Origin of the sequence: uncultured Psychroserpens sp. (assembly GCF_947503375.1) — a bacterium.
GTDB lineage: Bacteria > Bacteroidota > Bacteroidia > Flavobacteriales > Flavobacteriaceae > Psychroserpens.
Window position 1 is genome coordinate 49,001 of the sequence record NZ_CANNDQ010000008.1, and the last position, 25,351, is coordinate 74,351.

Below are 25,351 nucleotides of genomic sequence, written 5' to 3' on the forward strand. Positions count from 1 at the left end.
CATAGTTTTTAAGCTTTTATAAATTCTTTCAACACAGCAATAACGTAATCTACCTCTTCTTTTGTATTATAACTACTAAAAGAAAAGCGTACCGAAGGTCGCTGCAAATATTCATCATCTAGAATTTCGGTAAGCACGTGCGAATTTTGCGAACTTCCGCTTTGACAAGCACTGCCTTTAGAACAAGCAATTCCTTTTAAATCCAGTTGAAACTGCAACATCTGTGCCTTTTCTGGAGCGATAGGCAAACAAACGTTGACCAATGTATAAGTGCTTTTTTCAATACTTTCTGATTGTCCATTAAATTGTATCTCATCAGAAATAGTTTTTAATTGTTGAATAAAATATGCCTTTAAATTCTCAATATAACTACGCTCTGAATCAAGGTTTTGATAGGATAATCGCAATGCTTCATTTAAACCTACAATATTATGAATGGCTTCAGTACCAGCTCTTAAGCCACGTTCCTGCTCGCCTCCAAATATTGAAGCTCTTAGTCCGCTATTCTTTCTTACATAAGCAAAACCTACACCTTTTGGCCCATGAAATTTATGTGCGCTAGCAGCAATAAAATCTATAGGAATTGCTGATAAATCTAACTTATAATGACCTACAGACTGAACAGTGTCACTATGAAATAAAGCATCATGAGTTTTACAAAGGCTTGCAACTTTAACAATATCAAGTTTGTTTCCAATTTCATTATTGATATGCATTAAACTGACGAGCTGTTTTTTGTTTGAGGATAATAATTGCTCTAAATGCGCTATGTTAATATCACCTTTATGATCAACATTTACATACTTCACCGAAACATTATATTCTATTACCAATTCATCGATTAAATGAAGAATGGCATGGTGTTCAATCTTAGAGGTAATCACCTCCTCAACCTTAAGATCTTTAACTGCGCTTCTAATTACCAAATTATCAGCTTCAGTACCACCAGATGTAAAAATAATTTCAGAAGAAGTAACATTAAAAAATGAAGCAATCTCTTTTCTAGAAGCTTCTATTAACGATTTAGATTGTCTTCCATAAGCATGTGTAGATGAAGGGTTTCCGTAATTTAATTTCATTACTTCTGCCATACGATCAATAACCTCATTTCGTATTTGAGTTGTAGCAGCATTATCAAAATAAACTGAATTCATAACCATTAACTAATTATGCAAAGATGCAACATTCTTATTGCAAATAAAACCACTATAGACGACAATTAAAATTATTTGTTAATAGCAACGTTATAAATTTACAAATCTCTATTTTTGTTTCTTTAATGAATTACAACATGCGAAAATTACTTTCTATTTTATTTTTAGGCGTTTTATTTCACACCTGTGATGATGGTGATGTCTTTGAAGTTGAATTGGATTTCCCTGATACATTTGAACATTGTGGTAATCTTGTTTTCTTTAAAGAAAATATAAGTCCAGCCGAAACGCTTTCTATAAAACTTGATGGTAGAGATATTGAAGATTTTTTGGCAGTAAACGCTGATGGTTTTTACGAAGAAACAATAAACTTCAATAACAGTACAAATATTTTCAATTATAGAACCTATAATTCAATTCCTGAAGTAGATATTTTTTGTAATGATATTCCACCTGCTAACCTTGAAATCACAGGTAATTCGTTTAGCACAACGGGAAGCCTTTTGATTCAAACGGTTTTAATAGAAGATGATGAAGATGGGATTCCTGCTGAGTTAGAAGACGAAAACCTAGATGGTGATAACGACCCTTCCACTAATCCAACAGATACAGATCAAGACTCTATTCCTAATTATTTAGATGCTGATGATGATGGAGATAATGTGTTAACCATAAACGAATTGGACACAGAAAACCTCGATGGTGACAACAACCCATTAACAAACCCAAAGAATACAGACGCAAATAGCCCAATGAATCCTGATAATATTCCTGACTATTTAGATAAAGACGATGATGGTGATGGTGTTGACACTCGTGATGAAGAAAATATTACACCAGATGATAATAATCCAGCTACTGATTCAACTAATGGGATTATTGCTGATTACCTAAACCCAGAAGTTAGCACAACAGTAGTTGAAACCGAATACAGGCAACACATCATAAAGCAAATCTATACAATAACGATAACGGTATTTAATTTACAGCTTCCAAATTTGACTCAAGAAGTACTAAATTTTGGAACATTAGTAGATAGTGAAGGTGACGATATTACTGTAAATGAACGAGTTGGAGAAACTGTATTTGTTGATTAAAGTTTTAGGTTTTGATAAATATAAACTTCGGTTGCGCCATTGCCATACTTTTGTAGGTCTGCGTCATAAAATTTGATGTTATCATAACGTCTAAACAGCGTATCTAACTCCATCTTTAGTACACCCTCTCCTACACCGTGAATAAACACAACTTTTCTAATACGCTTACGTATAGCAAACTCTAACTGCTGTTTAGCGACGTCCAATTGTAAGGTCAGCATATCGTAATTGGTCATTTGCCTCTCGTTGCTCGTTAATTTATGAATGTGCAAATCTACCTCCATAGCTGGAAGATATCGAGCTTTAGGCTTGACTTTAATAGATTTCTTTTTTATAGAAAATTCTTTTTGCTTAATCACTTCAATTATTTCATTTGTTGAAATACCATTAGAAAACGATTCGGTTTTAATAAGTTCGTTAGGTGAGAATTCAAGAATAAAACCATCAGAAGTTTCAACACAAACGATTGTATTATCTATCTGAACCACAACACCTGAAATGGCTTCATCTATCACAGAAACTTTATCGCCAATATTGAATTTCATCAAGGCTTATTATTTGAAGTTTGATCCTCTTCTTGAATATCTTTCTTGCTAGGAATAGTTCTTGATACTCTATAAATTCCCAGCATTAAAATCATAATACCACCAATAAGTATAAATTGGTTTTGATTTTCTCCAGCTTTAGCATAAATAGCCACAATTGCGCCTACTAATATTAAGATATAATTTATGGTTCTGGACATCATCTTTGATTTAAATTATTAGTACAAATTTACCCAAATTATATTATTATCACTAAAAACCAATGTGCCATTCATCAAATTAACCAGCTATTTGATTACTAACCAAACTGTAAGTTTTTTAGTTTGTGCTTTCAGAGAAAACCATATTATTTTTCAAAAAACTAGATTAAAAATAAATGTATAATACACGCAAAACATTTTAAGTTTATTATTTTTGCTAGCAATATTAAAAATTATGGCTCCACTAGAAGAATACATGTTGCCTTGTTTAAACAAAAAGCTTTTTGGGCTTGAATGTATGGGTTGTGGAATACAACGTTCTATAGCGCTCATATTACAAGGCGATTTTGTAGCAGCATTTCATATGTATCCAGCAATATACACCTTAATCTTACTTATAGGCTTTGCCTTATTAAATTCATTTAAAAATTATAAGTTTGCGAGTAAAATAATTATTACTTTGGCAATTATTAATGTTATAATCATTGTAGGAAACTTTATATTAAAACACTTTTAATCAACAACTATATTATGGAAAAACAACAATTACCTAATTCGACCCTTATTTTAGTATTTGGAATTTTATCAATCGTTACCTGCTGTTGCTATGGCGTTATTGGTTTAATTCTTGGTATCATCGCTTTTGTATTAGCTAAAAAAGCAACTGCTTTATATTTAGAAAACCCAGAATTATATAAAGGTTACCAGAATGTGAAAACCGGTAAAATCTTAGCTATCATTGGTATTATTTTAAGTGTTTTATCGCTTGCATACTACATATGGATTATTGCATACTTTGGTATTGAAGGCCTACAAGACCAACAAATGATCGAAGAGAGAATGAGAGAAATGATGGGGCAATAATTATTTAGAATATAATAAATAATAAAGAGCGGCAAATTATTGCCGCTCTTTTTATTATTTTTGAACAATATAACCAATCAAAACCCAAAATAATGGAAAACAAACCACAAAGACCTAATAGTTATTTGGCACTTGCAATTATCAGTACTATTTTATGCTGCCTACCCTTTGGAATCGTAAGTATTATTTATGCAACAAAGGTTAATAGCTTATTTGAAGATGGGAAATATGATGAAGCTGAAAAAGCATCTAAAAATGCTAAAACTTGGGGATTAGTATCCATAGGAGTCGCCGTTGTAGGATGGATTCTCTATCTATTAATTTTTGGAGTTGCGTTTCTTGGAGCTTTAGGAAGTGGCAGTTACTAAAACAAAAATTCTTATACCAATTATAGTGATCGTATTTTTCGGAATACTATCACTATATTTTTTTTGGGACCCATCTACATATCGTTTTTTTCCAAAATGTCCTTTTTACACTTACACAGGGATTTATTGTGCAGGTTGTGGAAGTCAAAGAGCAATCCATCAAATCATAAACGGAAATATAATAGCAGGTTTAAGACATAACTATTTGCTTCTTCTACTATTTGCCGTATTAGCTTACAAAGCAATTCTTTTCATTTTACTGAAGGTTTACAATAAGTCTATACCTAATTTATTACACAAGCCTATAACTACTAAAATAATACTTGTACTGGTACTTTTATTTTGGCTATTTAGAAATATAAGGTTTTATCCGTTTACAGAATTAGCGCCATAAAAAAGCAGCTAGTCACAGCCGCTTTTTTGTGTAATGTAAATAAATTTTAATCTTCAAATGCTCTTAAAGTATCTGTAATAATAGATACACAGTCTAAAAGTTCTTCTTTAGTCATTACTAAAGGAGGTGCAAAGCGGATGATATTTCCGTGTGTTGGCTTAGCCAATAAACCATTATCTCTAAGAGCCAAGCAAATATTCCACGCTGTATCACTTTCTTCATCATCATTGATAACTATGGCATTTAATAATCCTTTACCTCTTACAAGTCGTACAATAGAACTAGTAGCAATGTACTTGTTCATTTCACTTCGAAATAATTCACCTAATTGGAAAGCATTTTCAGCAAGTGCTTCGTCTCTTACAACTTCGAGAGCTGCCATTGCAACAGCTGCAGCTATTGGGTTACCACCAAATGTGCTTCCATGATTTCCAGGCCTGATAACATTCATAATTGAATCATTAGCCATTACAGCACTAACAGGATATGCGCCACCTGATAAGGCTTTACCAAGAATTAAAATATCTGGCTTTACTTCTGGTGTTCCAGAGCAGTTCTTATTTTCACAATTACAGTTACCACAAGTTGCTAATAAACGTCCAGTTCTTGCAATTCCAGTTTGAACTTCATCAGCAATGAATAATACATTGTGCTTTACACACAAGGCCTTAGCTGCACTTAGATAATTATCACTAGGCACATAAACTCCAGCTTCGCCTTGGATAGGTTCTACCAAAAATCCAGCTACATTTTTATTATTAACCAAAGCTTCTTCTAAAGCATTAAGATTGTCATATTCAATTTTTATAAACCCATCTGTATATGGGCCAAAGTTTTTTCTTGCAACAGGATCGTTACTGAACGAAATAATGGTTGTTGTTCTTCCATGAAAATTATTTTCACAAACAATGATTTCTGCTTCATTTTCATTGATCCCCTTTATTTCATAAGCCCATTTCCTACACAACTTTAGTGCAGTTTCAACAGCTTCAGCACCTGTATTCATAGGTAGTAATTTGTCAAAATGAAAATACTCTGATGCAAATTTTTCATACTTCCCTAGCATATCATTATAAAATGCTCGTGATGTCAAACTTAATGTTTGAGCTTGTTCGGTCATAGCACTGACAATTTTCGGGTGACAATGCCCTTGATTTACTGCTGAGTAAGCTGAAAGAAAATCATAATACTTTTTTCCTTCAACATCCCAAACATACACACCTTCTCCTCTACTCAATACTACTGGTAATGGATGGTAATTGTGTGCACCATACTTGTTTTCTAAATCGATCGCTTGTTGCGAAGTTAATTGGTCTAAAACAGCCATTTTAATAAAATTTTTAAGTGAATAAAATAACCATTCCTTCTGTACCTTTATTCTTTCGAAGACATACGAAAAAGCAGCGTGGGAGAGAAATCATCCCTAGAACCTGCAAATTAATAATTTTATACTGTGATTTAAAATCTTATTCTGAAATTTTTCCTGATAAGGATAAAACTTGTAACTCCAAACGCTTTATCTCTCTTAATAATGCGTTTTTATCCATTTGCATCCAAGCAAAGATCTTTAGCATACTTACTCCAATTAAAAAGGTAAGACTCCCAAGTCCCCATTTTAACAATTCATTGGTAGCTGTTGTATCAAAAAATTTTATAGTGCAATACACAAATAGACCAAAGAATATTAGAGTCATTACATTCATTAAAACCATGATCCATTTATTTTTTCCTACGAACAAACCGGTTATCATACCCAGAACATTTTGCTCTTCTAGGGTATCATAAAACTTAGCTTCTTCCTTAGTTAAAGTTTCTTTTATTAATTGGTCAATGTCTTCCATATTCGTTTTCATAATGTTTTATTTTTTGATTTCCATCGTAACAGAAATCTAGTTAATATTATATTTTTCGTGTTTTTAAAATTGATTTTAGTTTCTCTCGTGCATGAAATAATCTCGACTTTGTCGTACCTACTGAAATATTTAACATATCACTTATCTCCTTTAACGAATAGTCTTGGGTATAAAACAGTCTAATAACAATCTGCTGCTGCTGTGGTAGCATATGTATAGCTTTTAAAAGTGCTATTTTTAACTGCTCGAGGTATTGATCATCTTCTACAGGTACAGCATCTTCGCTTTCTTTTTTTAATGCATTCGTATTTAAACGTCTACGATTTTGCGCTCTAAGAACATCCATAGATTTACTATACACGATACGCATTGCCCAAGATTTAAAGCTAGAAGGATTATGTAATGTATGTAATTTATCAATAATAATATTCCAACTCTCTTGAGCTATATCTTTAGATAAATCGGCATCCTTAACGATCCAATAGGCTTTTTTACAAAACTTGAGATGCCAACGTTCTACCAGTAAAGCTAATTGCTTTTCATCACCTGATTTATAAGCTTCAATTAATTTTACATCAATATGTTGCTGATTTCTATTCAATTAAGCCTGTTTAATTTTAAATGATTTTCTCTTGTAGATTTGCCTTAACAAAATAACCCATAAACTATACTTTAGATCCTTTTTATGAGAAAAAAAATAATTCTCTACATTATCAAACGCATCCTCTATTAACGCATCGTGTAACCACCTGATTATCAAACACCACAATAATGTAGCTTTTATACTAGTTGTATCCATTTCAATCTTATGCACAATTTCTGTACATTGGACGTCTAAGCTGTAGATCTTTAACTCATGTGTTCCTGTAAAATTATCAGGCTTATTAAATTCAAATTTGATGTGTTTACCAGGCACAAACTCAATTACTGTATAACGTATTCGACCGTGACCTCCAGAGTTCCCAACACGCAATCCATTTTTAAATCTTATAGCAGGCCACTTATCTTTTGGCCAGATGTCATCTTCAGAAGTTGCTAAAGTTTTAAATAATCCTGATACTTTAACCTCAGATTGATGTATTGTGCGTTTGTGAATATTAATAACTCTCATACTCTAAAGACGCAGAAGAAATAAAAAGGTTCATTTTATTTTGAAGTTTTTTAAAGATAATTCTATTTCCCTATACTTTATTTATTGCTATTATTATTTTTGCATCATGTCAAGACGTAAAAACGCAAAACAGATTTTTGAAAATATAGAAGTTATAGATGCAGGTGCTAAAGGTAAAACTATAGGTAAAGCGCCAGATGGACGTATTATTTTTTTACCAAATGCTGTACCAGGTGATGTAGTAGATGTACAGACCTTTAAAAAGCGTAAAGCTTATTTTGAGGGTAAAGCCATAAAATTCCATAAACTATCTAATAAACGAACAATACCTAAATGTGAACACTTTGGAACTTGTGGTGGTTGCAAATGGCAAGATATGGATTATAAGTTCCAGCTAGAATACAAACAAAATGAGGTCACCAACAACTTACGTCGTCTTGGTCATTTAGAACTACCTGAAGTTACACCTATTTTAGGGTCTAAAACACATTACTTCTATCGAAATAAAATGGAATTCTCTTTTAGTGACTCTAGGTGGCTAACTCTTGAAGAGATTCAATCTGAAAAGGATTTAGGTGATAGAAATGCTCTCGGGTTTCATATTCCAGGAATGTGGGATAAGATCTTGAACGTAAATAAATGCTGGTTGCAGGAAGATCCTTCAAACGCTATTAGGAATGCTGTTAAGTCATTTTCTGTAGCTAATGGTCTTGAATTTTTCAATACTAGAAATCAAACTGGATTTTTACGCACGATGATGATACGGACATCTTCTACTGGTAATATTATGGTCGTTATCCAATTTTTCAAAGAAGACAAAGTACAGCGTGAATTGTTATTGAATTATATAGCAGAGTCATTTCCAGAGATCACGTCACTTCAATATGTTATAAATAGTAAAGCGAATGACACGATATATGATCAAGACGTAATTTGTTATAAAGGCGTAGATCATATATTTGAAGAAATGGAAGGATTAAGGTTTAAAATTAATGCAAAATCTTTTTATCAAACAAATTCTTCTCAAGCATATGAGCTCTATAAAATAACAAGAAATTTTGCCAACTTAAGCGGTAATGAACTCGTTTATGATCTCTATACTGGTACAGGAACCATAGCACAATTTATTGCTAAACAAGCAAAACATGTTGTTGGAGTTGAAGCAGTGCCAGATGCTATTGCTGCCGCAAAAGAGAATGCACAATTAAATGGTATAGAAAACGTTGACTTTTATGTTGGTGATATGAAAAATGTATTCAGCATCGATTTTATATCAAAAAACGGGAAACCTGATGTGATCATTACAGATCCACCACGTGACGGCATGCATAAAGATGTAGTACAGCAAATATTAAATATTGCACCAAAAAAAGTGGTATATGTAAGCTGTAATAGTGCCACTCAAGCACGAGATCTAGCACTGATGAAAGATGAATATAGGATTTTGAAAACGCAAGCCGTAGATATGTTTCCACAAACACATCATGTAGAAAATGTTGTACTTTTGGAAAAACGATAATAATTAGAAATCAAAACTGAAAAGTAAACTATTAAATTTGAAACTTAATTTCTTAAAAAAACTTAGCCTTTTCTTCTTGTCTGCATGTATATTATGGACATGCGAACGTGACGATATTTGTGCTGAAAGCACAGCGACAACACCTCGTCTAGTTTTAGAATTCTTTGACATATCTAATCAAACCGAATCTAAAAATGTACCAAACCTTAGAGTGCAAGGTGTAGGCAACAATTTTCCGTTAGCAGATGTCAATATTGAAACTACAAACAGGGTATTGTTACCATTAAAAACTAATGAAAATAGCACCAGTTTTCTATTTCATAGAGATTATGGAATCGATGACAATGGTACACCTGATGACACGACTGATGATACAATAACAGGAAATGAAGATGTAATCACTGTGACTTACACCAGAGAAGATGTTTATGTTTCTAGAGCTTGTGGCTATAAAACCATTTTTAGAAATGTAGCAATAACTATTGAAGACGATGGAGATCGTTGGATATCTCTCATACAATCAGCAACTGATAATCAATCCGTAGAAGATGAAACGACAATACATTTTAACTTTTTTCATTAGTAGTTGCCTGTTTCTATGTAATGCACAATCCAGTGCTCAAGATATAGATGATAACTCTACAGAGAATGACACGCTGGTCTATAAGCAAAAATATGGATTGCGTCTTGGAGGTGATATTGGGAAATTAATTCGTACAGCTATTGATGATGAGTATAAAGGATTTGAAATTAATGGCGATTATCGACTTACGCAAAAATTATTTTTAGCTGGAGAAATAGGTACTGAAGAACGAATTACAACAACAGATTTCTTAGAGGTCACTGCAACTGGTAATTACTTCAAAGCTGGAATAGATTACAATTCATACCAAAATTGGTTAGATATGCAAAATATGATATATTTTGGGTTTCGCGGAGGTGTAAGTAGTTTTAGTCAAACTAGAAACAGTTATACCATATACAATACAGATCAGTATTGGAATCCTCAGTTTACTTCTACTGAACCTGAAGAATTCAAAGGGCTTACTGCTATTTGGGCAGAAATTATTATTGGTATTAAAGCTGAACTATTTAGTAATTTATTTTTAGGTCTTAACGTGCAGCTTAAAAGTATGATAAGCCAAGATCAACCTGGTGATTTTGAAAATCTTTATGTGCCTGGCTTTAACAGAACATATGATAGTGGACGTTTTGGTGTGGGTTTTGGATATAATTTATCGTATCTCATTCCTATTTATAAAAAAGATAAAAAAGTTTTAGTGGAAGAAGACGACTAACATTGGCTTAATTCTGCAAATTCATAATTATTTCTTATCTTTTTCCTAAGTAACACTTTTAAATTAAAAGTAAATTAATTTATGGATAAAGAAGCCATCGTAAATCTTATTGAAGAAAAAAACTCAGCTTTAATAGCTTGGCTTGAGCGCCATGATAATGAGAAGTGGTTAGAAGGTCCAAATAATAAATGGACTACCGGACAACATGCTTTACACCTACTACAGAGTATAAAACCACTTAACAACGCTTTGAGTTTACCCAAAGTATTGTTGCGTTACAAATATGGCACCAACAATAGAGAAGTTCGTGATTACGATACTGTAGTGAAACGTTACAAAGAACGTTTGAGTAATGTAAAAGAAGGTGCTACTTTTAAAGCATCAAGAAATATGAAAGTACCAAGCATAAAAGAAAAGGCATACCTGTTAAACCGTTTACAAGTAGAAAGTAAAAAACTACAATATAAAACGCGAAAAATTTCAGACGAGCAATTAGACCATCTTATCCTTCCTCATCCTTTGATGGGCAAGATGCCAGTACGCGAGATCATCATGTGGACGGCTCATCATATCGAACACCATACTAATACATTAAAAGAAAAATACAAATAATATTTAGGCGTTTTGTTTGCTAGCCTTCTTACTACCTTCATACATTACATATTTAACTAAACGTGATTCTAGCTTAGCATTAAACAATTGTATTTTTCTAGAAGGCCTCAGACCTACATGTTTTAAAGCTTCTAAATTTGAAGTTATTAGCCATGCATCTGTTCCAGGATAGCCTTGCTTTAATGTATCGCCAATAGTTTTATAGAAATTTTCCATCTCAATATTCAAACGCTCACCATATGGCGGATTGAATACCATATGCAATTTAGATTCTCCCGCTTTTTTTGTCTTAAAAAAATCTTCGTGCTGTACATGAATAAATTCCTCTAAATGTGCATTTTTTATATTTTCTTTAGCTTTAGCTACTGCACTTGGAGATTTATCATAACCTATTATTTTATGATGAAAATCTCTAGTTTTGTTGAGAAGTGATTCTTCAATTTTTTCAAACAAATCTACATCCCAATCTTGCCAACGCTCAAAAGCAAACTCCTTTCGCATTAAGTTTGGAGGAATATTACAGGCTATCATAGCAGCTTCAGCCAAAATCGTTCCACTACCACACATAGGATCCATAAAATCACTCTGCCCATCCCAGCCTGAGAGCATGACCAATCCTGCTGCTAACACTTCATTAATTGGTGCAATATTAGTGGCAGTCTTGTAGCCTCTTTTATGGAGTGAATCACCAGAGGTATCTAAAGAAATATTACATGTCTCTCTATCAATATGAACATTTATTTTAACATCAGGGAATTTTAAATCTACATTAGGGCGCTGACCATCAGTTTCTCTGAATTTATCAACAATAGCGTCTTTTGTTTTTTGTGAAATATATAATGAGTGTGTAAATATCTTTGAATTAACAGTTGCATCTACAGCAAGAGATCCTGTAGGCTTTAAATACTGTTCCCAAGACATATTATAAATATTATCATAAAGTTCTTGTTCGCTTCTTACTTTAAATGTATGAATGGGCTTCAAAATTTTTATGGCAGTCCGTAACGCAAGATTTGCCTTATACATAAACCCTTTATCACCAATAAAACTAACGTTTCTAACGCCTTTCTTTACATGCATTGCACCAAGCTGTATAAGCTCACGCTCAAGTAACTCTTCAAAACCAAATAAGGTCTTAGCAACCATTTTGAAATTATTCTCCATATAATACGCCTTATAGATGACAAAAATAAATTATTTTTGTGGCTTAGAAGAAGAATTAAAATAGATTCCCACAACTAAGGGAAATAGACATGACAGAAGACACACAACAATGGTATGCCTCTTGGTTTGACACCCCTTTCTATCACATTCTTTATAAAGATAGAGATTATAGTGAGGCACAACTATTCATGGATAATTTAACAGAATATTTAAATATTCCAGAACACGGAAAAATTTTAGACCTCGCTTGCGGAAAAGGTAGACATTCAATGTATTTAAATTCTTTGGGTTATGATGTAACTGGTGTTGATCTTTCTGAAAATAGCATCACTTATGCTAAACAATTTGAAAACAGCAGTTTACATTTTGATGTGCATGACATGTGCAAGCCGTATGGCGAAACCTTTGATGCAGTTTTTAACCTATTTACCAGTTTTGGATATTTTGAAAATGACGAAGACAACCTCAAGACAATTAAAGCCATCAAAGAGAATTTAAATACATATGGCTTTGGTGTTATTGATTTTATGAACAGTGATTTTGTAGTGAATAATCTAGTAGCCAAAGATGTAAAAACAGTTGAAGGTATAGATTTCAATCAAAAGCGACATCTAGAAAATGGCTATATCATTAAAACAATTACATTTACCGTTAATAGCGAAAATTATCGTTTTCAAGAGCGAGTAAAAGCACTAACACTTGATGATTTTAAACTCCTTTTTAATAAAGCTGGTGTACATTTGTTAGATGTTTTTGGTGATTATAAATTGAATACATTCCACAAGGATAACTCAGAACGCTTGGTAATGATTTTCAAATAACTAAATTGATCTTAAATTCGCTCTGTAGAATATAACACAATTCATGAATAAATACTTGTTTCCAGTATACGCCGTTTTGGTTGGCATTTTTATAGTTGTTATTTTTAAGCAACAACGTAATGCCTATACAAAATTACTACTATCTTTTAGTGGTGCGTTTTTATTAGCACTAACCCTTTTTGATTTATTGCCAGAAGTATACCATCATTTAGATGCCAAACAAACCGGTTTATTTATTATGTTTGGTATTTTGTTGCAAATTACGCTTGAGTTCTTTTCAAAAGGTGCCGAACACGGTCACGTACATATCCACAAAAACGAAACAACTTTTCCTTGGCTACTTTTTATTAGTCTTTGTATCCATAGCTTTTTAGAAGGCTTTCCTATTCATGAGCATAATGATATGGTGTATGGTGTACTTATACATAAAATTCCTATAGCTACCTTACTCACCATGTTCTTATTACAATCAAATTATAGTAAACTGCAAATTATTTTATTCTTATCTGTATTTACTGTAATGACGCCTTTAGGCACAATTGCTTCAAATAATATTAGTGGAATTTCAGATTACATATATAGTATTAATGCTATTGTAATAGGTATCTTTTTTCACATATCTACTGTTATTTTATTTGAAAGTGGTGAAGGTCATAAATTCAATTTATCTAAACTTATTGCTATCATTTTTGGTGTTGGTATTGCTTATTTGATCTAATTATGTTTTCTAAAGAAGAATCAAGACAATTGCGTGAACAATTCTGGACTAGTTTTGGTAAATCGTTTCCAAGAAAATGGATCCTATACAATACTAAGATCAAAGGGCTTTCATTTAAATTCCATTTTGACACAAAATCTGCGCTAGTTGCTCTTGATCTAGAAGATGATCTGGAAAACCGAATTAATTCTTGGGAAAAGTTGCTGAGTTTAAAATCTATTCTGGTTGAAGAATATCTTACTGATGCCACCTTTGAAGAGACGTACTACCTAAATAATGGAAAAGAAATCTCGAGAATTTATGTACCCTTAAATCAAAAGGTTTCTATCCATAACAAAGATACATGGCAGGAAGTAATGGTGTTTTTCAATGCTAAGATGCAGAAGTTTGAGAACTTTTTTATTGAATTTGAAGCTATTCTAAAAGGCTAACGTATTTTAAGGTCAGTCTAGTTTTGGCAATTTAAAACTATTAAGAGCGCTTTTTTCTTTCATTAGCGCTTCTATAGCTTCAGATGTTCTTGGAGCTTCATAAGATAAGTTTACTGGTCCTTCATCAGTGATCAAGATATCATCTTCTATACGTACTGCAATGCCATGCCATTTTGGATCGCAATCACTTCCTTCTGGAATATAGATACCAGGCTCTACAGTAATTACCATATTAGCTTCAAGCAAACCTCTCAAACTTGGGTCATGTACATCTAAGCCAATATGATGAGAAGTACCATGTGGAAAATACTGTCGTGCGTCTTTTTCATTTTTAGCGATACCAAGCGCTATCAATTCTTTATTAATAATTTCTCGTGCTGCGTCATCTGGCGATCTCAATGTATTGCCAATAACAGACGCAGCAATACCAGCTTCTTGAGCTTTGTATACAATATCATATATGATTTTCTGCGCTTCAGAAAATTTACCGCTAGCAGGTATGGTTCTAGTAACATCTGCAGTGTAACCATGGTACTCTGCGCCAAGATCCATAAGTACCAAATCATTATCAATTGTCATTTTAGCATTTTCAATGTAATGAAGTACACAACCGTTATTACCAGCACCAACAATACTAGGATAACCTTCATACTCACTACCATATTTTTTGTACACATACTCATGTATGCCTTGTACTTCAGCCTCAGACATATTAGAATGTATCGCTTTCATGACCTCACGCTGTCCAATTGCTGATATACGAACAGCTTTAATTAATAGTTGCAATTCTTCAGGTGTCTTTGTTTGTCGTAAACCTGCTAATAATCTATACAAAATCCTAGTATCTGTACTGATTGCTTTATTTTGAATGACATTGGCTTCTTTATTTTCAAGTTGGTCATTCTTATTTTCAATGGCTAGAATTTCATTATATGAAATTTGAGTTTTGAAAGCAGTAATCAAATCGAATAAATCGGCTTTTTGCCTTGTATTTCTATAATCATCTTCAAACGCTTGAAACAAAACCTTATCAAACTTAGAAAAATCAATTCCAGAATTTAAAAAAGCTTCTCCATTGAAGACCATTTCAAAACCCAATTTATCTTTTGTACCTTCTACACCTAACCTATAGCCTGTCCACTGCTCTGCTCTTTTATTTCGTTTTTGCACATAAATAATTTCATTGTACGAATTACCTTGATCATTAATCTGGTCCTCTGAGAAAATTACCAAAACCGCATGTGGCTCTCTATAACCTGTGAGATAGTAAAAATTTGGGTCTTGATGGTAAACATAATCAACATCATTGGCGCGATTACGAACAGGATTTGCAAAAAAAATAGCAACACTATTTTTAGGCAATTGTTGGCGTAAGGCATCACGTCTGCTCTTATGAAACTCTGAACTTAAATAATCATTTGGAAGGTCTTTTTGTGCCGAAATTAATAGAGATACAAGAAATAAACAAAACGATATAATATTGGTCTTCATTAAAATATAAATTTGGATACGAAAAATAATCATAAAATTTACACTTAAAAAAAGCTACGCTCATATTAACAAATCTTTAATCTATTATAATACTATTATCAGGTAATAAAAACAGATAATTTTCGATACATTTGCTAAAGAATTTTAAGCAAAACAACTAATCCTATTTTCCGCTATTAACGGAATATCAAATTTATAATTTCATGAAAAATACGGCCTTAACAGAAACACATATTGAACTTGGCGCTAAAATGGTATCTTTTGCTGGATATAATATGCCAGTACAATATGAGGGTGTAAATATTGAACATGAAACTGTTAGAAAATCGGTTGGTGTCTTTGATGTATCTCACATGGGAGAGTTTTTAATTGAAGGACCAAATTCACTAGCCTTAATACAAAAAGTAACTAGTAACGATGCCTCAAAATTAACTATAGGAAAAGCACAATACAGCTGCATTCCAAACGATGATGGAGGTATTGTAGATGACTTGATTGTCTATAGAGTTAAAGATGAAACCTATTTGTTAGTTGTAAATGCAAGTAATATTGAAAAAGATTGGAATTGGATCGTTTCTAAGAATGACGTTGGCGCTGAAATGCGTGATTTAAGTAACGATTATTCATTGTTAGCTATACAAGGGCCTAAAGCAGTTGAAGCAATGCAAAGTCTATCTAGTCATGATCTTTCGAGTATAAAATTTTATAATTTTATTGTTGGTGATTTTGCTGGAATAGAACACGTTATTATTTCTGCCACTGGTTACACAGGCAGTGGTGGCTTTGAAATTTACTGCAAAAACTCAGAAGTCAAACAAGTTTGGGATAAAGTTATGGAAGCAGGCGCATCGTATGGCATCAAGCCAATTGGATTAGCTGCTAGAGATACACTTCGATTAGAAATGGGGTATTGCCTTTATGGTAATGATATAGATGATACCACTTCCCCTTTCGAAGCTGGTTTAGGATGGATCACCAAATTCACTAAAGAATTTACAAATTCTGATGCTTTAGAAGAAGAGAAACGTAGAGGGCCAAAACGTAAGCTTGTAGCATTTGAAATGGATGAACGTGGCATTCCTCGCCAAAGTTATGATATTGTTGATAGCAATGGAAAAAAAATTGGCGAAGTGACTTCTGGAACGATGTCTCCAAGCTTAAATAAAGGTATTGGCTTAGGCTATGTCACACCAATTTTTACAGATTTCGGTAGTAAAATTTATATTCAAGTTCGTAAAAAAGCGATACCAGCAACTGTTATCAAGTTACCATTCTATAAAGGCTAAAATTTATTTTCACGTTTGATTCATGAAAGAGAACGAAAGTAAACATCGCATATTAATTTTAGGAGCGAGTGGCTTTATTGGAACTGCTATCTATAAAGAGCTTTGCTCATATTTCAAAACTTTTGGTACTTATCGCATTCAACATAAAGTATATGAAAATAATCATCATTTCATTCAATACAATGTTGAGGAAGACGATATTTATGAAGTCCTTGAAGCTACTAAGCCATCAATAATTATTTCTTCTTTACGTGGTGATTTTAATGCGCAAACTATTGCACATCAACACATTACTGAGTATTTGCTAGAAAACAATTGTAAAATCATCTTTTTATCTTCAGCAAATGTTTTTGATGCCTACAGTAAATATCCAAGCTATGAACTAGATAAAACCTATAGTGAGAGTATTTATGGTCATTTTAAAATAAAAATTGAGAATATGCTGCTTCGGTTGCCTAAGAAAAAAGTTGCTATTGTACGATTACCTATGGTATTAGGGGCACAATCTCCAAGAGTGAAAGAACTTAAACATCACCTGGAAAACAAAACACCTATTGAGATATTCCCAAATATCATAATGAATGTTACAACAGACTCAAAGGTCACGCAACAAATACATTATATTATAAATAGAAATAAATATGGTGTTTTTCATTTGGGAAGTATTGATCTAGTACACCATGATGAGTATGTAAAAGATATCGTAAATCAAATTAACAAAAAAAATGGTGTCGTTTACAAACATGTTTACACCACAAATCAAGATCGATATCTCGCAGTTTTACCAAAGTTCAATAAACTTCCAAAACATTTACAAATAACTAGTCAGGAAGTTTTAGAAGCACTCAACAAATGATAACATAGTTCTTTCATGTAACTATTATTATCTACATAATACGTTTTGAAGTTTTTTTTTTAACTTTATTAGAAACAAATCGTTACTATGAGTTTATTATCTGAAGATATTATTGAAAAAAAGTTACTACGCTTTCCTGATTGGGAATATCACAATAATGCATTACATGCAGAGTTTGAGTTTGATAATTTTAAAGATTGTTTTAGTGCAATGAGCAGAATTGCTTTTGAGTGTGAAGCGCAAAATCATCATCCCAATTGGAGTAATGTATACAATGTATTGAAGATCTCACTATCTACTCATGATGCCAATGGTGTTACTGATAAAGACTTCAAATTAGCAGGAGCAATTGAGGCTATTGTTGAAGTTCAAGAATAAAATTTTTGTCATAAGTTAATAAATCCGATTACTAAAGTAAACTGGCTGTTGGCTATTCAGTATAAATTCAATAATTTTGAATGCTATTGCCTACATCCATTTTGTAGGCTTCATTTTTAAATAAATCAACTACATAATACTGGAACATAATGGGAAGAGCTTTTGAATTCCGTAAAGCAAGAAAAATGAAACGCTGGTCAGCGATGAGTAAGGCCTTTACTCGTATAGGTAAAGATATAGTAATGGCTGTAAAAGAAGGCGGGCCAGATCCAGATGCAAACTCAAGGTTAAGAGCTGTAATACAAAACGCTAAGGCAATTAATATGCCAAAAGATAATATTGAGCGTGCCATAAAACGAGCCTCAGATAAAAATCAAGGTGATTACAAAGAAGTTGTTTTTGAAGGTTATGCACCTCATGGTATTGCAGTACTAGTTGAAACAGCAACAGATAACAACACACGAACCGTAGCTAATGTACGTAGTTATTTTAATAAATGTGATGGTAGCTTAGGTACTTCTGGTTCAGTAGTTTTTATGTTTGATCACACTTGCAATTTTAGAATTAATGCCGAAGGGTTAGATCCAGAAGAAATAGAACTTGAATTTATTGATTTTGGAGCAGAAGAAGTTTTTGTTGATGATGATGGTATTTTAATTTATGCGCCATTTGAAAGCTTTGGAGCCATTCAAGCTGAATTAGAATCAAGAGGTATTGAGATTTTATCTTCTGGATTTGAACGTATTCCACAAGTAACCAAGAAGCTAACACCTGAACAAACTGAAGAGGTTGAAAAACTTCTAGAAAAGTTGGAAGAAGACGATGATGTACAAAACGTATATCACACAATGGAAGAGTCTACTGAAGCATAATATTGTTATAAATAATAAAATCCTGTCTGAATAAACAGACAGGATTTTACCCCTAACTAAACTAAATTTTAAATCCTAATCACATCCGCTTAACTATATAATTAAGATTACCTACTTATGATTATGAAACTTATGTTTAAGTTTCTATCTAATCTATATACGTTTTAAAGTTTAAGTTTGGATTACGAAACTTAAAAAAAATTATATTTTTTTAGCTTCTTCCCAAAACACATCCATTTCTGCAAGTGTCATTTCAGATAATGGCTTGTTTAAATCTTTAGATTTTTCTTCTAAATACTGAAATCGCTTTATAAATTTTTTATTGGTACGCTCTAAGGCACTTTCTGGGTCAATCTTTAAAAAGCGCGCATAATTAATCATAGAAAACAATACATCTCCAAATTCACTTTCAATACGCTCTTGATTACCATTGTTAATTTCAGATTGTAATTCTCCTAACTCTTCCTCTACCTTTTCAAAAACTTGATTAGGTTCTTCCCAGTCAAATCCAACACCAGCCACTTTATCTTGTATTCTATTGGCTTTTACCATAGCTGGTAAACTCTTTGGAACACCTTGAAGCACACTTGTTTTTCCTTCTTTAAGTTTTAACTGTTCCCAATTGCGTTTAACATCTGCTTCATCTTTAACAGTTACGTCACTGTATATATGTGGATGCCTTTCAACTAATTTATCACAAATGGTATGACATACATCTGCAATATCAAAAGCATTCGTTTCACTCCCTATCTTAGAATAAAAAACGATATGAAGTAGCACATCACCAAGTTCTTTCTTTACTTCATCAAGATCGTTATCTAAAATGGCATCGCCTAATTCATACACTTCTTCAATAGTTAAATGACGAAGAGTTTGTATGGTTTGTTTCTTGTCCCAAGGGCATTTTTCACGCAACTCATCCATAATGGTAAGTAAGCGCTCAAATGCATTTAATTGCGAAGTTTTATCTGTCATATTAGGAATGTAAAATTCAAAAATACGACTATCTCCAATTGTAGTATACTTTTAATAATACTTTATATGAACAATATATTAACTGCCAGACAAACTATTCTTCTTCATCTGAAGTTTCAGCTTCAGTAGCTTCATCTAGTGTATGTAAAAGGTCATGCTTTTGAAGTAAATTATACCATTGTACAATTTTTTTGATATCGCTTGCGTAAACGCGATCTTCATCATAATCTGGTAAGACCTCAAAGAAATACTCTTCTAGTGTGTCTTTAGAATCTTTATGGCTAATGGAAGTAGGTGCTCCGTTTTCTTTCTCCCTCACCTTTTTAAGTACATCTCGCAATGGCAATTCTTCAGTCAAGGTATATACAGCAATTTCGCTAAGTATACTTACATTGCTGTGAATGTTAACATTCACTTTTCGTTTATCAATTAAGGATTCTGCAACAAAACCTGTTCTAGTTTGTGCAATAATTTTATATAAGCCTGGTTTTCCAGAAATGGAAAGAATTTTATCTAAACTCATAATTTAAGTCGCAATTTTTATCGTTGCTTTTATAATTTTTATATTATCGTTTTTTCTTTAAAGCAGGAAAACGCATTCTGTAGTCTACCGTTATTTTTCCTTTTGAGATATTAGAAAGTTTTCCTTTTATCAAACGCTTCTTTAATGACGATAGTTTATCGGTAAATAAAACACCTTCAATATGGTCGTATTCATGTTGAATCACTCTAGCTATTAAACCATCAAACGTTTCTGTGCACGTTTTAAATGTTTCGTCTTGATATTGGATGGTAATCTTTGGTTTTCTAAATACATCCTCTCTTACATCTGGTATACTTAAACAGCCTTCATTAAATGCCCACTCATCTCCAACTTCTTCTAAAATTTGAGCATTAATGAATGTACGTTTGAAATTTTTCAACGCTTCTTGCTCTTCCTTAGTAAAGGCTTCATCTTCTGCAAAAGGCGATGTATCTACTAAAAAGAGGCGAATAGGCAAACCAATTTGTGGTGCTGCTAAACCAACTCCATAAGCACCATACATGGTCTCTTTCATATTTTTTATGAGTACTTCTAATTTTGGATAGTCTTTAGTGATTGGCACAGCTTTCTTTCTTAAAACTGGATCACCATAGGCAACAATTGGTAAAATCATTAGTTCTTGTTTTTCGGATGCAAAAATACAATTCTTATTGTGATTTTATAACTTTTAATCGTTAATTAAGATTGATTATACAGGTAGCTTTGCAAGATAATCGTAGCACTTATCTCATCGATCAACGCTTTGTTTTTTCGTTGATTCTTTTTAAGTCCACTATCTATCATAGTTTGAAATGCCATTTTTGATGTAAAACGTTCATCTACTCGTTTTATTGGAATTTCTGGGCATGCCTTTTTTAACTTATCTAAAAATTTGAGAATTGAAGCTTCACTTTCAGATGCATCATAATTCATTTGTTTTGGTTCTCCTACTAGTATCAATTCTACTGATTCTTCGGTTGTATATACTTTTAAGAAATCTATAATATCTTTAGTTTCTACTGTAGTCAGCCCAGAGGCAATAATCTGTAACTCATCAGTTACAGCTATTCCAGTTCGTTTTGTCCCGTAGTCAATTGCAAGTATTCTTGGCATAGGTTTACAAATTTAGTATAAAAAAACTCTTCTTACTTACATAAGAAGAGTTTTAAAATAATCAACCATTAATAAATATCCATAAACGTGTTTACCCTCTATTTAAACAGTTCATGTTATAACAATATGACACATGGTATTTGAAAAGGTCACATAAAAAAACACCTTTCTCAGGACAAAGAAAGGTGTATCAAAAATTAGCTATTAATTACTAAAGGTTTCATGTGCTATTTAAGGGAAACACATGAATTAATAATAATCACACTTATAAGACACACGATTATTTGTTTGGTCACATATTTTTTCTTTTTAATTTATTTATTAGAAATTATGAGAAGAATTTTATAGACTTATCTTTGTACTTATACATAAAATTAAGATGAAGCAATTACAACAGCATGTTGAGAACGCATGGAATGATCGTTCTCTTCTAAGTAGCAAAACAACTATAGAAAGTATTAGGCGTGTTATAGATCTTTTAGATGAAGGCTCTTTAAGAGTTGCTGAACCATCTGCTAATGGTTGGCAGGTTAATGAGTGGGTAAAAAAAGCTGTAGTACTCTATTTTCCAATACAAAAAATGGAAACACTAGAAGCTGGTATTTTTGAATACCATGACAAAATACCACTAAAAAGAGGTTATGAAAAAAGAGGGATTCGAGTTGTTCCTAATGCCGTAGCACGCCATGGAGCTTACATTTCTGCTGGAACAATTTTAATGCCTAGTTACGTAAATATAGGTGCATATGTTGACGAAGGAACTATGGTTGATACTTGGGCAACTGTTGGTAGTTGTGCACAAATTGGCAAAAATGTTCATCTCTCTGGAGGTGTTGGTATTGGTGGTGTTCTAGAGCCTTTACAAGCAGCTCCTGTAATTATAGAAGATGGTGCTTTTATAGGCTCACGCTGTATTGTTGTAGAAGGTGTTCGGGTTGAAAAGGAAGCTGTTTTAGGCGCTAATGTGGTATTAACAATGAGTACAAAAATTATAGATGTTACTGGTAATGAGCCTATTGAAATGAAAGGTGTTGTGCCAGAACGTTCTGTAGTTATCCCAGGAAGTTATACCAAGACTTTTGCTGCAGGTAATTATAATGTGCCTTGTGCTTTAATTATTGGTAAACGAAAAGAAAGTACCAACAAGAAAACATCTCTTAACGATGCCTTACGTGAATACAATGTAGCCGTTTAACACTTAAGATAATTTGAAAGTATTAATCATACAGCAAAAAATGATTGGTGATGTGCTCACCACAAGTATCTTGTTTGAGGCACTAAAGACCGAACATCCTAATGCCGAACTACATTATGTAATAAACTCGCACACATTTGCTGTTGTAGAACATAACCCATTTATAGATAAGTTTCTAGTTGTTACATCAGAAATTGAACAAAACAAAACTGTTTTTCTCAAGTTTTTAAAGTTTATACAAAAAGAAAAATACGATGTTGTAATTGATGTATACTCAAAGTTTTCTAGTAATTTAATGACAAAATTTTCTGGTGCTGCTGTGAAAATCTCAAAGTACAAATGGTATACGTCTTATTATTACACACATACTTTTAAGGAAGCCAAAATACCTAAAACCAATGCTGGCTTAGCTATAGAAAATAGATTACAGTTGCTACAACCTATTTGTAACTCGATCCCGAAGCCTATTCGGCCAAAGATCTATTTAACGCCTGAGGAAATAAAATCTGCTGAACAATTTCTTTTAGGTAACCACATTAATTTATCAAAACCTTTATATATGATTAGTGTTTTAGGAAGTGGTGATAGCAAAACATATCCCTTAGCACATATGGCTAAGGTTATCGATTTTATAGTTGAACATACGAGCGGACAAATTTTGTTCAATTACATTCCAAAACAAATTCACGAAGCGAAAACAGTCTATAATTTTTGTGCTGAAGAAACAAAAACACATATTTTTTTCGATGTTTTTGGGAAAAGTTTGCGAGAGTTCTTAGCCATCACTAATCATTGTACAGCATTGATCGGGAATGAAGGTGGTGCTGTAAATATGGCTAAGGCATTAGACATTCCTACGTTTACCATATTTTCACCTTGGATACAAAAGGAAGCTTGGAACATGTTTGAAGATGGCACAACACATGTCTCGGTTCACTTAAAAGATTACAACCCAGAAGTTATAGAAAAGTCTAGCTCAAAAGCTTTAAAAGCTAATTATAAATCGCTTTACGAAATGATCAAACCAGACTTGTTCTTTGGAGAATTAAAACAATTTATTAAGGTGTAGTGTCGTACTGTATACGTACTTCTTTTATATATTCTCGTTGTGCCTCAATAGACTGAAGTCTAGATTTTACTAAACGTCTTTCTACCTTTTTTTTCGCAAAGTAACCAAACCAATCTGCTAATGGCAAAAAATCACGATGACCAATACCATCAATAATTACCAATTGAATCGATCCATCTTTTAAAACTTGGCAACATATATTTCTAGCTCTACAATCGCCAACAAAAACACGATGTTTTATCATTTGATGCTTTAAACGTTGTACAGCTTCAAATAGTTGATCGTCACTAAACGGACTATCATCCATCAACAAGTAATCTAATAATGTCTTTGATATCTTTAGCGTGGTTTCATCTTTCACAAGATCATAAACAAAACCTTCACCATAATTGGTATCTACTGTACCATGATACATAGCATAAAACGGATAATCAAACTTATTCTTATCCTTTTTACTTATTTTTTCGTAATATTTTATTTCCTTATAAAGATGTACTTCTTCAACTTCAGGCTTACCAATTTTTATACACAATTGATTATTATCAGGATGAAGATAGCACTTCCTTGCAAAGCCTTCAGCAATATAGTCTTCGTCATTAATGATTATCATTGCGTGATGTGTTTATCAATTCCATGTAGTGTTCGTTTCACCTTATTAGATTTCGTAGTTGCTCTAATAGCCTTATTCTTTTCTATCATTTCTGGTCTCACATAACCGCGTTCATGATCTAGATGCAAACAAATAGCACTATATCGTATTTGTTTGGCTTTCAATCCAGCATTAAATAACCGTTCTCCTAACTCCCGATCTTCACCTCCATATTGCATGCGTTCATCATACCCATTTGCTGCAATAATATCTGCTTTATATCCTGAAGCATTGTGACCATTCCACGTGGCAGTTGTAGGTGTAAAGCTATTCAGTAGTTTTTGTTTGATTCCCTTAGCGGTAATCTTATTATTTTTAAATGATGGTTTTAGCCCATGTTGTTTCAACCAATTGATGTCAAAACAGCGTTGCGATTTAATATCATCTTCTGAAATCAATTCACTAATAGCCATTGGTAACTTAAAATAACCACCAGATAAGAAATACCCATTACTTTTATTTTTAAGATGTACCTGAAGAAAATCTTTTCTGGCTATACAATCGCCATCAGTGTAAACTAAATAATGCCCTTTACTGGCAAGAGTAGCTTTATTGAGTATTATGGTTTTTTGAAATCCGTTATCTTCGTGCCAAATGTGCTGAATAGGATAACGCACCTGCTTTGTCATAGCTTCAATTAACAATTTGGTTGCTTCGCCAGAGCCATCATCAGCAATAACAACTTCAAACCCCTCGACTGTTTGCACATCAAAACTCCACAACACTTTTTGCAACCACTTAGGATTATTATAGGTACTAATTATTACTGATGTATGAATAGATTCCATTGCCTCA

33 protein-coding genes are annotated in these 25,351 nt (G+C 32.8%); 18 read left to right on the top strand and 15 right to left on the bottom strand.

All coding sequences use genetic code 11. The annotated features are described in order from the left end of the window. Nucleotides 1–8: 8 nt before the first annotated feature. The gene (locus Q0876_RS13575) at nucleotides 9–1,154 is read right to left on the bottom strand and encodes a cysteine desulfurase family protein (protein WP_299228763.1); all 1,146 of its coding nucleotides are present in this window, start codon (nucleotides 1,152–1,154) and stop codon (nucleotides 9–11) included. Nucleotides 1,155–1,291: 137 nt separating this feature from the next. Here Q0876_RS13575 and Q0876_RS13580 point away from each other — a divergent pair, with 137 nt between their 5' ends. After that, nucleotides 1,292–2,251, top strand: coding sequence for a hypothetical protein (locus Q0876_RS13580; protein ID WP_299228764.1), 960 nt, complete (start codon nucleotides 1,292–1,294; stop codon nucleotides 2,249–2,251). Here Q0876_RS13580 and Q0876_RS13585 read toward each other — a convergent pair. Together Q0876_RS13585 and Q0876_RS13590 are read right to left on the bottom strand one after the other, a co-directional pair. Next, on the bottom strand, nucleotides 2,248–2,796 hold the full coding sequence (locus Q0876_RS13585; RefSeq protein ID WP_299228765.1) for a Smr/MutS family protein: 549 nt from the start codon (nucleotides 2,794–2,796) through the stop codon (nucleotides 2,248–2,250). The genes Q0876_RS13580 and Q0876_RS13585 overlap by 4 nt on opposite strands. Next, nucleotides 2,796–2,996, bottom strand: a complete 201-nt coding sequence (locus Q0876_RS13590; RefSeq protein WP_299228766.1) for a hypothetical protein — start codon at nucleotides 2,994–2,996, stop codon at nucleotides 2,796–2,798. The genes Q0876_RS13585 and Q0876_RS13590 overlap by 1 nt, the downstream gene beginning before the upstream one ends. Before the next feature lie 235 nt (nucleotides 2,997–3,231). Between Q0876_RS13590 and Q0876_RS13595 the strand changes: the two genes are divergently transcribed. The 4 genes from Q0876_RS13595 (at nucleotide 3,232) to Q0876_RS15700 (ending at nucleotide 4,622) form a co-directional block, all read left to right on the top strand. After that, entirely contained in the window at nucleotides 3,232–3,513 is a 282-nt protein-coding gene (locus Q0876_RS13595) for a DUF2752 domain-containing protein (protein WP_299228768.1), read from the top strand. A 14-nt stretch (nucleotides 3,514–3,527) separates the two neighbouring features. After that, complete coding sequence (locus Q0876_RS13600; protein ID WP_299228770.1) at nucleotides 3,528–3,860, top strand: CCC motif membrane protein; 333 nt, start codon at nucleotides 3,528–3,530, stop codon at nucleotides 3,858–3,860. 92 nt (nucleotides 3,861–3,952) lie between these two features. Continuing rightward, complete coding sequence (locus tag Q0876_RS13605; RefSeq protein WP_299228772.1) at nucleotides 3,953–4,228, top strand: CD225/dispanin family protein; 276 nt, start codon at nucleotides 3,953–3,955, stop codon at nucleotides 4,226–4,228. A gap of 25 nt (nucleotides 4,229–4,253) precedes the next feature. Continuing rightward, entirely contained in the window at nucleotides 4,254–4,622 is a 369-nt protein-coding gene (locus tag Q0876_RS15700) for a DUF2752 domain-containing protein (protein ID WP_367276655.1), read from the top strand. A 46-nt stretch (nucleotides 4,623–4,668) separates the two neighbouring features. Here the strand turns inward: Q0876_RS15700 and rocD are convergent, their stop codons facing one another. The 4 genes from rocD to Q0876_RS13625 form a co-directional block, all read right to left on the bottom strand. Then, nucleotides 4,669–5,949 (bottom strand): ornithine--oxo-acid transaminase, encoded by a 1,281-nt coding sequence (rocD, locus tag Q0876_RS13610; protein WP_299228774.1) that lies wholly within the window; start codon nucleotides 5,947–5,949, stop codon nucleotides 4,669–4,671. Nucleotides 5,950–6,088: 139 nt separating this feature from the next. Continuing rightward, nucleotides 6,089–6,475 (bottom strand): DUF6768 family protein, encoded by a 387-nt coding sequence (locus Q0876_RS13615; protein ID WP_299228776.1) that lies wholly within the window; start codon nucleotides 6,473–6,475, stop codon nucleotides 6,089–6,091. A 46-nt stretch (nucleotides 6,476–6,521) separates the two neighbouring features. Then, a complete protein-coding gene (locus tag Q0876_RS13620; RefSeq protein ID WP_299228777.1) occupies nucleotides 6,522–7,076 on the bottom strand; it encodes an RNA polymerase sigma factor in 555 nt (184 codons plus the stop codon). Continuing rightward, complete coding sequence (locus Q0876_RS13625) at nucleotides 7,077–7,586, bottom strand: hypothetical protein (RefSeq protein ID WP_299228779.1); 510 nt, start codon at nucleotides 7,584–7,586, stop codon at nucleotides 7,077–7,079. It abuts the gene before it with no gap. Nucleotides 7,587–7,692: 106 nt separating this feature from the next. Between Q0876_RS13625 and rlmD the strand changes: the two genes are divergently transcribed. The 4 genes from rlmD (at nucleotide 7,693) to Q0876_RS13645 (ending at nucleotide 11,015) form a co-directional block, all read left to right on the top strand. Further along, entirely contained in the window at nucleotides 7,693–9,105 is a 1,413-nt protein-coding gene (rlmD, locus tag Q0876_RS13630) for a 23S rRNA (uracil(1939)-C(5))-methyltransferase RlmD (RefSeq protein ID WP_299228781.1), read from the top strand. A gap of 37 nt (nucleotides 9,106–9,142) precedes the next feature. Next, a complete protein-coding gene (locus Q0876_RS13635; protein WP_299228783.1) occupies nucleotides 9,143–9,688 on the top strand; it encodes a DUF6452 family protein in 546 nt (181 codons plus the stop codon). Further along, nucleotides 9,654–10,403 (top strand): DUF6048 family protein, encoded by a 750-nt coding sequence (locus Q0876_RS13640; RefSeq protein WP_299228785.1) that lies wholly within the window; start codon nucleotides 9,654–9,656, stop codon nucleotides 10,401–10,403. Before Q0876_RS13635 ends, Q0876_RS13640 begins: the two co-directional genes overlap by 35 nt. Nucleotides 10,404–10,484: 81 nt before the next feature. Further along, on the top strand, nucleotides 10,485–11,015 hold the full coding sequence (locus tag Q0876_RS13645) for a DinB family protein (protein WP_299228787.1): 531 nt from the start codon (nucleotides 10,485–10,487) through the stop codon (nucleotides 11,013–11,015). A gap of 3 nt (nucleotides 11,016–11,018) precedes the next feature. Here Q0876_RS13645 and Q0876_RS13650 read toward each other — a convergent pair whose 3' ends face one another. Then, entirely contained in the window at nucleotides 11,019–12,179 is a 1,161-nt protein-coding gene (locus tag Q0876_RS13650; protein ID WP_299228789.1) for a THUMP domain-containing protein, read from the bottom strand. Between the two features lie 89 nt (nucleotides 12,180–12,268). Here Q0876_RS13650 and Q0876_RS13655 point away from each other — a divergent pair, with 89 nt between their 5' ends. The 3 genes from Q0876_RS13655 to Q0876_RS13665 are packed head-to-tail and all read left to right on the top strand — an operon-like array spanning nucleotide 12,269 to nucleotide 14,149. After that, nucleotides 12,269–13,000 (top strand): bifunctional 2-polyprenyl-6-hydroxyphenol methylase/3-demethylubiquinol 3-O-methyltransferase UbiG, encoded by a 732-nt coding sequence (locus tag Q0876_RS13655; RefSeq protein ID WP_299228791.1) that lies wholly within the window; start codon nucleotides 12,269–12,271, stop codon nucleotides 12,998–13,000. Nucleotides 13,001–13,043: 43 nt separating this feature from the next. Further along, nucleotides 13,044–13,718 (top strand): ZIP family metal transporter, encoded by a 675-nt coding sequence (locus Q0876_RS13660; protein ID WP_299228793.1) that lies wholly within the window; start codon nucleotides 13,044–13,046, stop codon nucleotides 13,716–13,718. A gap of 2 nt (nucleotides 13,719–13,720) precedes the next feature. Beyond that, the gene (locus Q0876_RS13665) at nucleotides 13,721–14,149 is read left to right on the top strand and encodes a DUF4268 domain-containing protein (RefSeq protein ID WP_299228795.1); all 429 of its coding nucleotides are present in this window, start codon (nucleotides 13,721–13,723) and stop codon (nucleotides 14,147–14,149) included. A 12-nt stretch (nucleotides 14,150–14,161) separates the two neighbouring features. Here the strand turns inward: Q0876_RS13665 and Q0876_RS13670 are convergent, their stop codons facing one another. Continuing rightward, on the bottom strand, nucleotides 14,162–15,640 hold the full coding sequence (locus Q0876_RS13670; RefSeq protein ID WP_299228797.1) for an aminopeptidase P N-terminal domain-containing protein: 1,479 nt from the start codon (nucleotides 15,638–15,640) through the stop codon (nucleotides 14,162–14,164). A 203-nt stretch (nucleotides 15,641–15,843) separates the two neighbouring features. Here Q0876_RS13670 and gcvT point away from each other — a divergent pair, with 203 nt between their 5' ends. From gcvT to Q0876_RS13690, 4 genes are all read left to right on the top strand, one after another. Beyond that, the gene (gcvT, locus tag Q0876_RS13675; RefSeq protein ID WP_299228799.1) at nucleotides 15,844–16,926 is read left to right on the top strand and encodes a glycine cleavage system aminomethyltransferase GcvT; all 1,083 of its coding nucleotides are present in this window, start codon (nucleotides 15,844–15,846) and stop codon (nucleotides 16,924–16,926) included. Between the two features lie 22 nt (nucleotides 16,927–16,948). Further along, nucleotides 16,949–17,782 carry a sugar nucleotide-binding protein gene (locus Q0876_RS13680; RefSeq protein WP_299228801.1) on the top strand — a complete coding sequence of 278 codons (834 nt, stop codon included), beginning with the start codon at nucleotides 16,949–16,951 and terminating at the stop codon, nucleotides 17,780–17,782. Nucleotides 17,783–17,869: 87 nt separating this feature from the next. Further along, a complete protein-coding gene (locus Q0876_RS13685) occupies nucleotides 17,870–18,160 on the top strand; it encodes a 4a-hydroxytetrahydrobiopterin dehydratase (RefSeq protein WP_299228803.1) in 291 nt (96 codons plus the stop codon). Nucleotides 18,161–18,309: 149 nt separating this feature from the next. After that, on the top strand, nucleotides 18,310–19,032 hold the full coding sequence (locus Q0876_RS13690; protein ID WP_299228805.1) for a YebC/PmpR family DNA-binding transcriptional regulator: 723 nt from the start codon (nucleotides 18,310–18,312) through the stop codon (nucleotides 19,030–19,032). Between the two features lie 201 nt (nucleotides 19,033–19,233). On the opposite strand, the gene mazG is transcribed toward Q0876_RS13690, so the two are convergent. From mazG to ruvX, 4 genes are all read right to left on the bottom strand, one after another. Next, nucleotides 19,234–20,007, bottom strand: a complete 774-nt coding sequence (mazG, locus tag Q0876_RS13695) for a nucleoside triphosphate pyrophosphohydrolase (RefSeq protein ID WP_299228807.1) — start codon at nucleotides 20,005–20,007, stop codon at nucleotides 19,234–19,236. 94 nt (nucleotides 20,008–20,101) lie between these two features. Next, on the bottom strand, nucleotides 20,102–20,530 hold the full coding sequence (locus Q0876_RS13700) for a DUF5606 domain-containing protein (protein ID WP_299228809.1): 429 nt from the start codon (nucleotides 20,528–20,530) through the stop codon (nucleotides 20,102–20,104). A 43-nt stretch (nucleotides 20,531–20,573) separates the two neighbouring features. Next, entirely contained in the window at nucleotides 20,574–21,164 is a 591-nt protein-coding gene (gene def / locus Q0876_RS13705) for a peptide deformylase (RefSeq protein WP_299228811.1), read from the bottom strand. Nucleotides 21,165–21,229: 65 nt separating this feature from the next. Further along, on the bottom strand, nucleotides 21,230–21,643 hold the full coding sequence (gene ruvX, locus Q0876_RS13710) for a Holliday junction resolvase RuvX (protein WP_299228813.1): 414 nt from the start codon (nucleotides 21,641–21,643) through the stop codon (nucleotides 21,230–21,232). Between the two features lie 379 nt (nucleotides 21,644–22,022). Between ruvX and Q0876_RS13715 the strand changes: the two genes are divergently transcribed. Both Q0876_RS13715 and Q0876_RS13720 read left to right on the top strand, forming a co-directional pair. Further along, nucleotides 22,023–22,838: a 2,3,4,5-tetrahydropyridine-2,6-dicarboxylate N-succinyltransferase gene (locus Q0876_RS13715; RefSeq protein ID WP_299228814.1), complete on the top strand. Its 816-nt coding sequence runs from the start codon at nucleotides 22,023–22,025 to the stop codon at nucleotides 22,836–22,838. Nucleotides 22,839–22,851: 13 nt separating this feature from the next. Continuing rightward, on the top strand, nucleotides 22,852–23,907 hold the full coding sequence (locus Q0876_RS13720; RefSeq protein ID WP_299228815.1) for a glycosyltransferase family 9 protein: 1,056 nt from the start codon (nucleotides 22,852–22,854) through the stop codon (nucleotides 23,905–23,907). Here Q0876_RS13720 and Q0876_RS13725 read toward each other — a convergent pair. Together Q0876_RS13725 and Q0876_RS13730 are read right to left on the bottom strand one after the other, a co-directional pair. Next, the gene (locus Q0876_RS13725; RefSeq protein WP_299228817.1) at nucleotides 23,897–24,517 is read right to left on the bottom strand and encodes a YrbL family protein; all 621 of its coding nucleotides are present in this window, start codon (nucleotides 24,515–24,517) and stop codon (nucleotides 23,897–23,899) included. The genes Q0876_RS13720 and Q0876_RS13725 overlap by 11 nt on opposite strands. Next, nucleotides 24,514–25,344: a glycosyltransferase family 2 protein gene (locus Q0876_RS13730; RefSeq protein WP_299228819.1), complete on the bottom strand. Its 831-nt coding sequence runs from the start codon at nucleotides 25,342–25,344 to the stop codon at nucleotides 24,514–24,516. The genes Q0876_RS13725 and Q0876_RS13730 overlap by 4 nt, the downstream gene beginning before the upstream one ends. Nucleotides 25,345–25,351 lie beyond the last annotated feature (7 nt).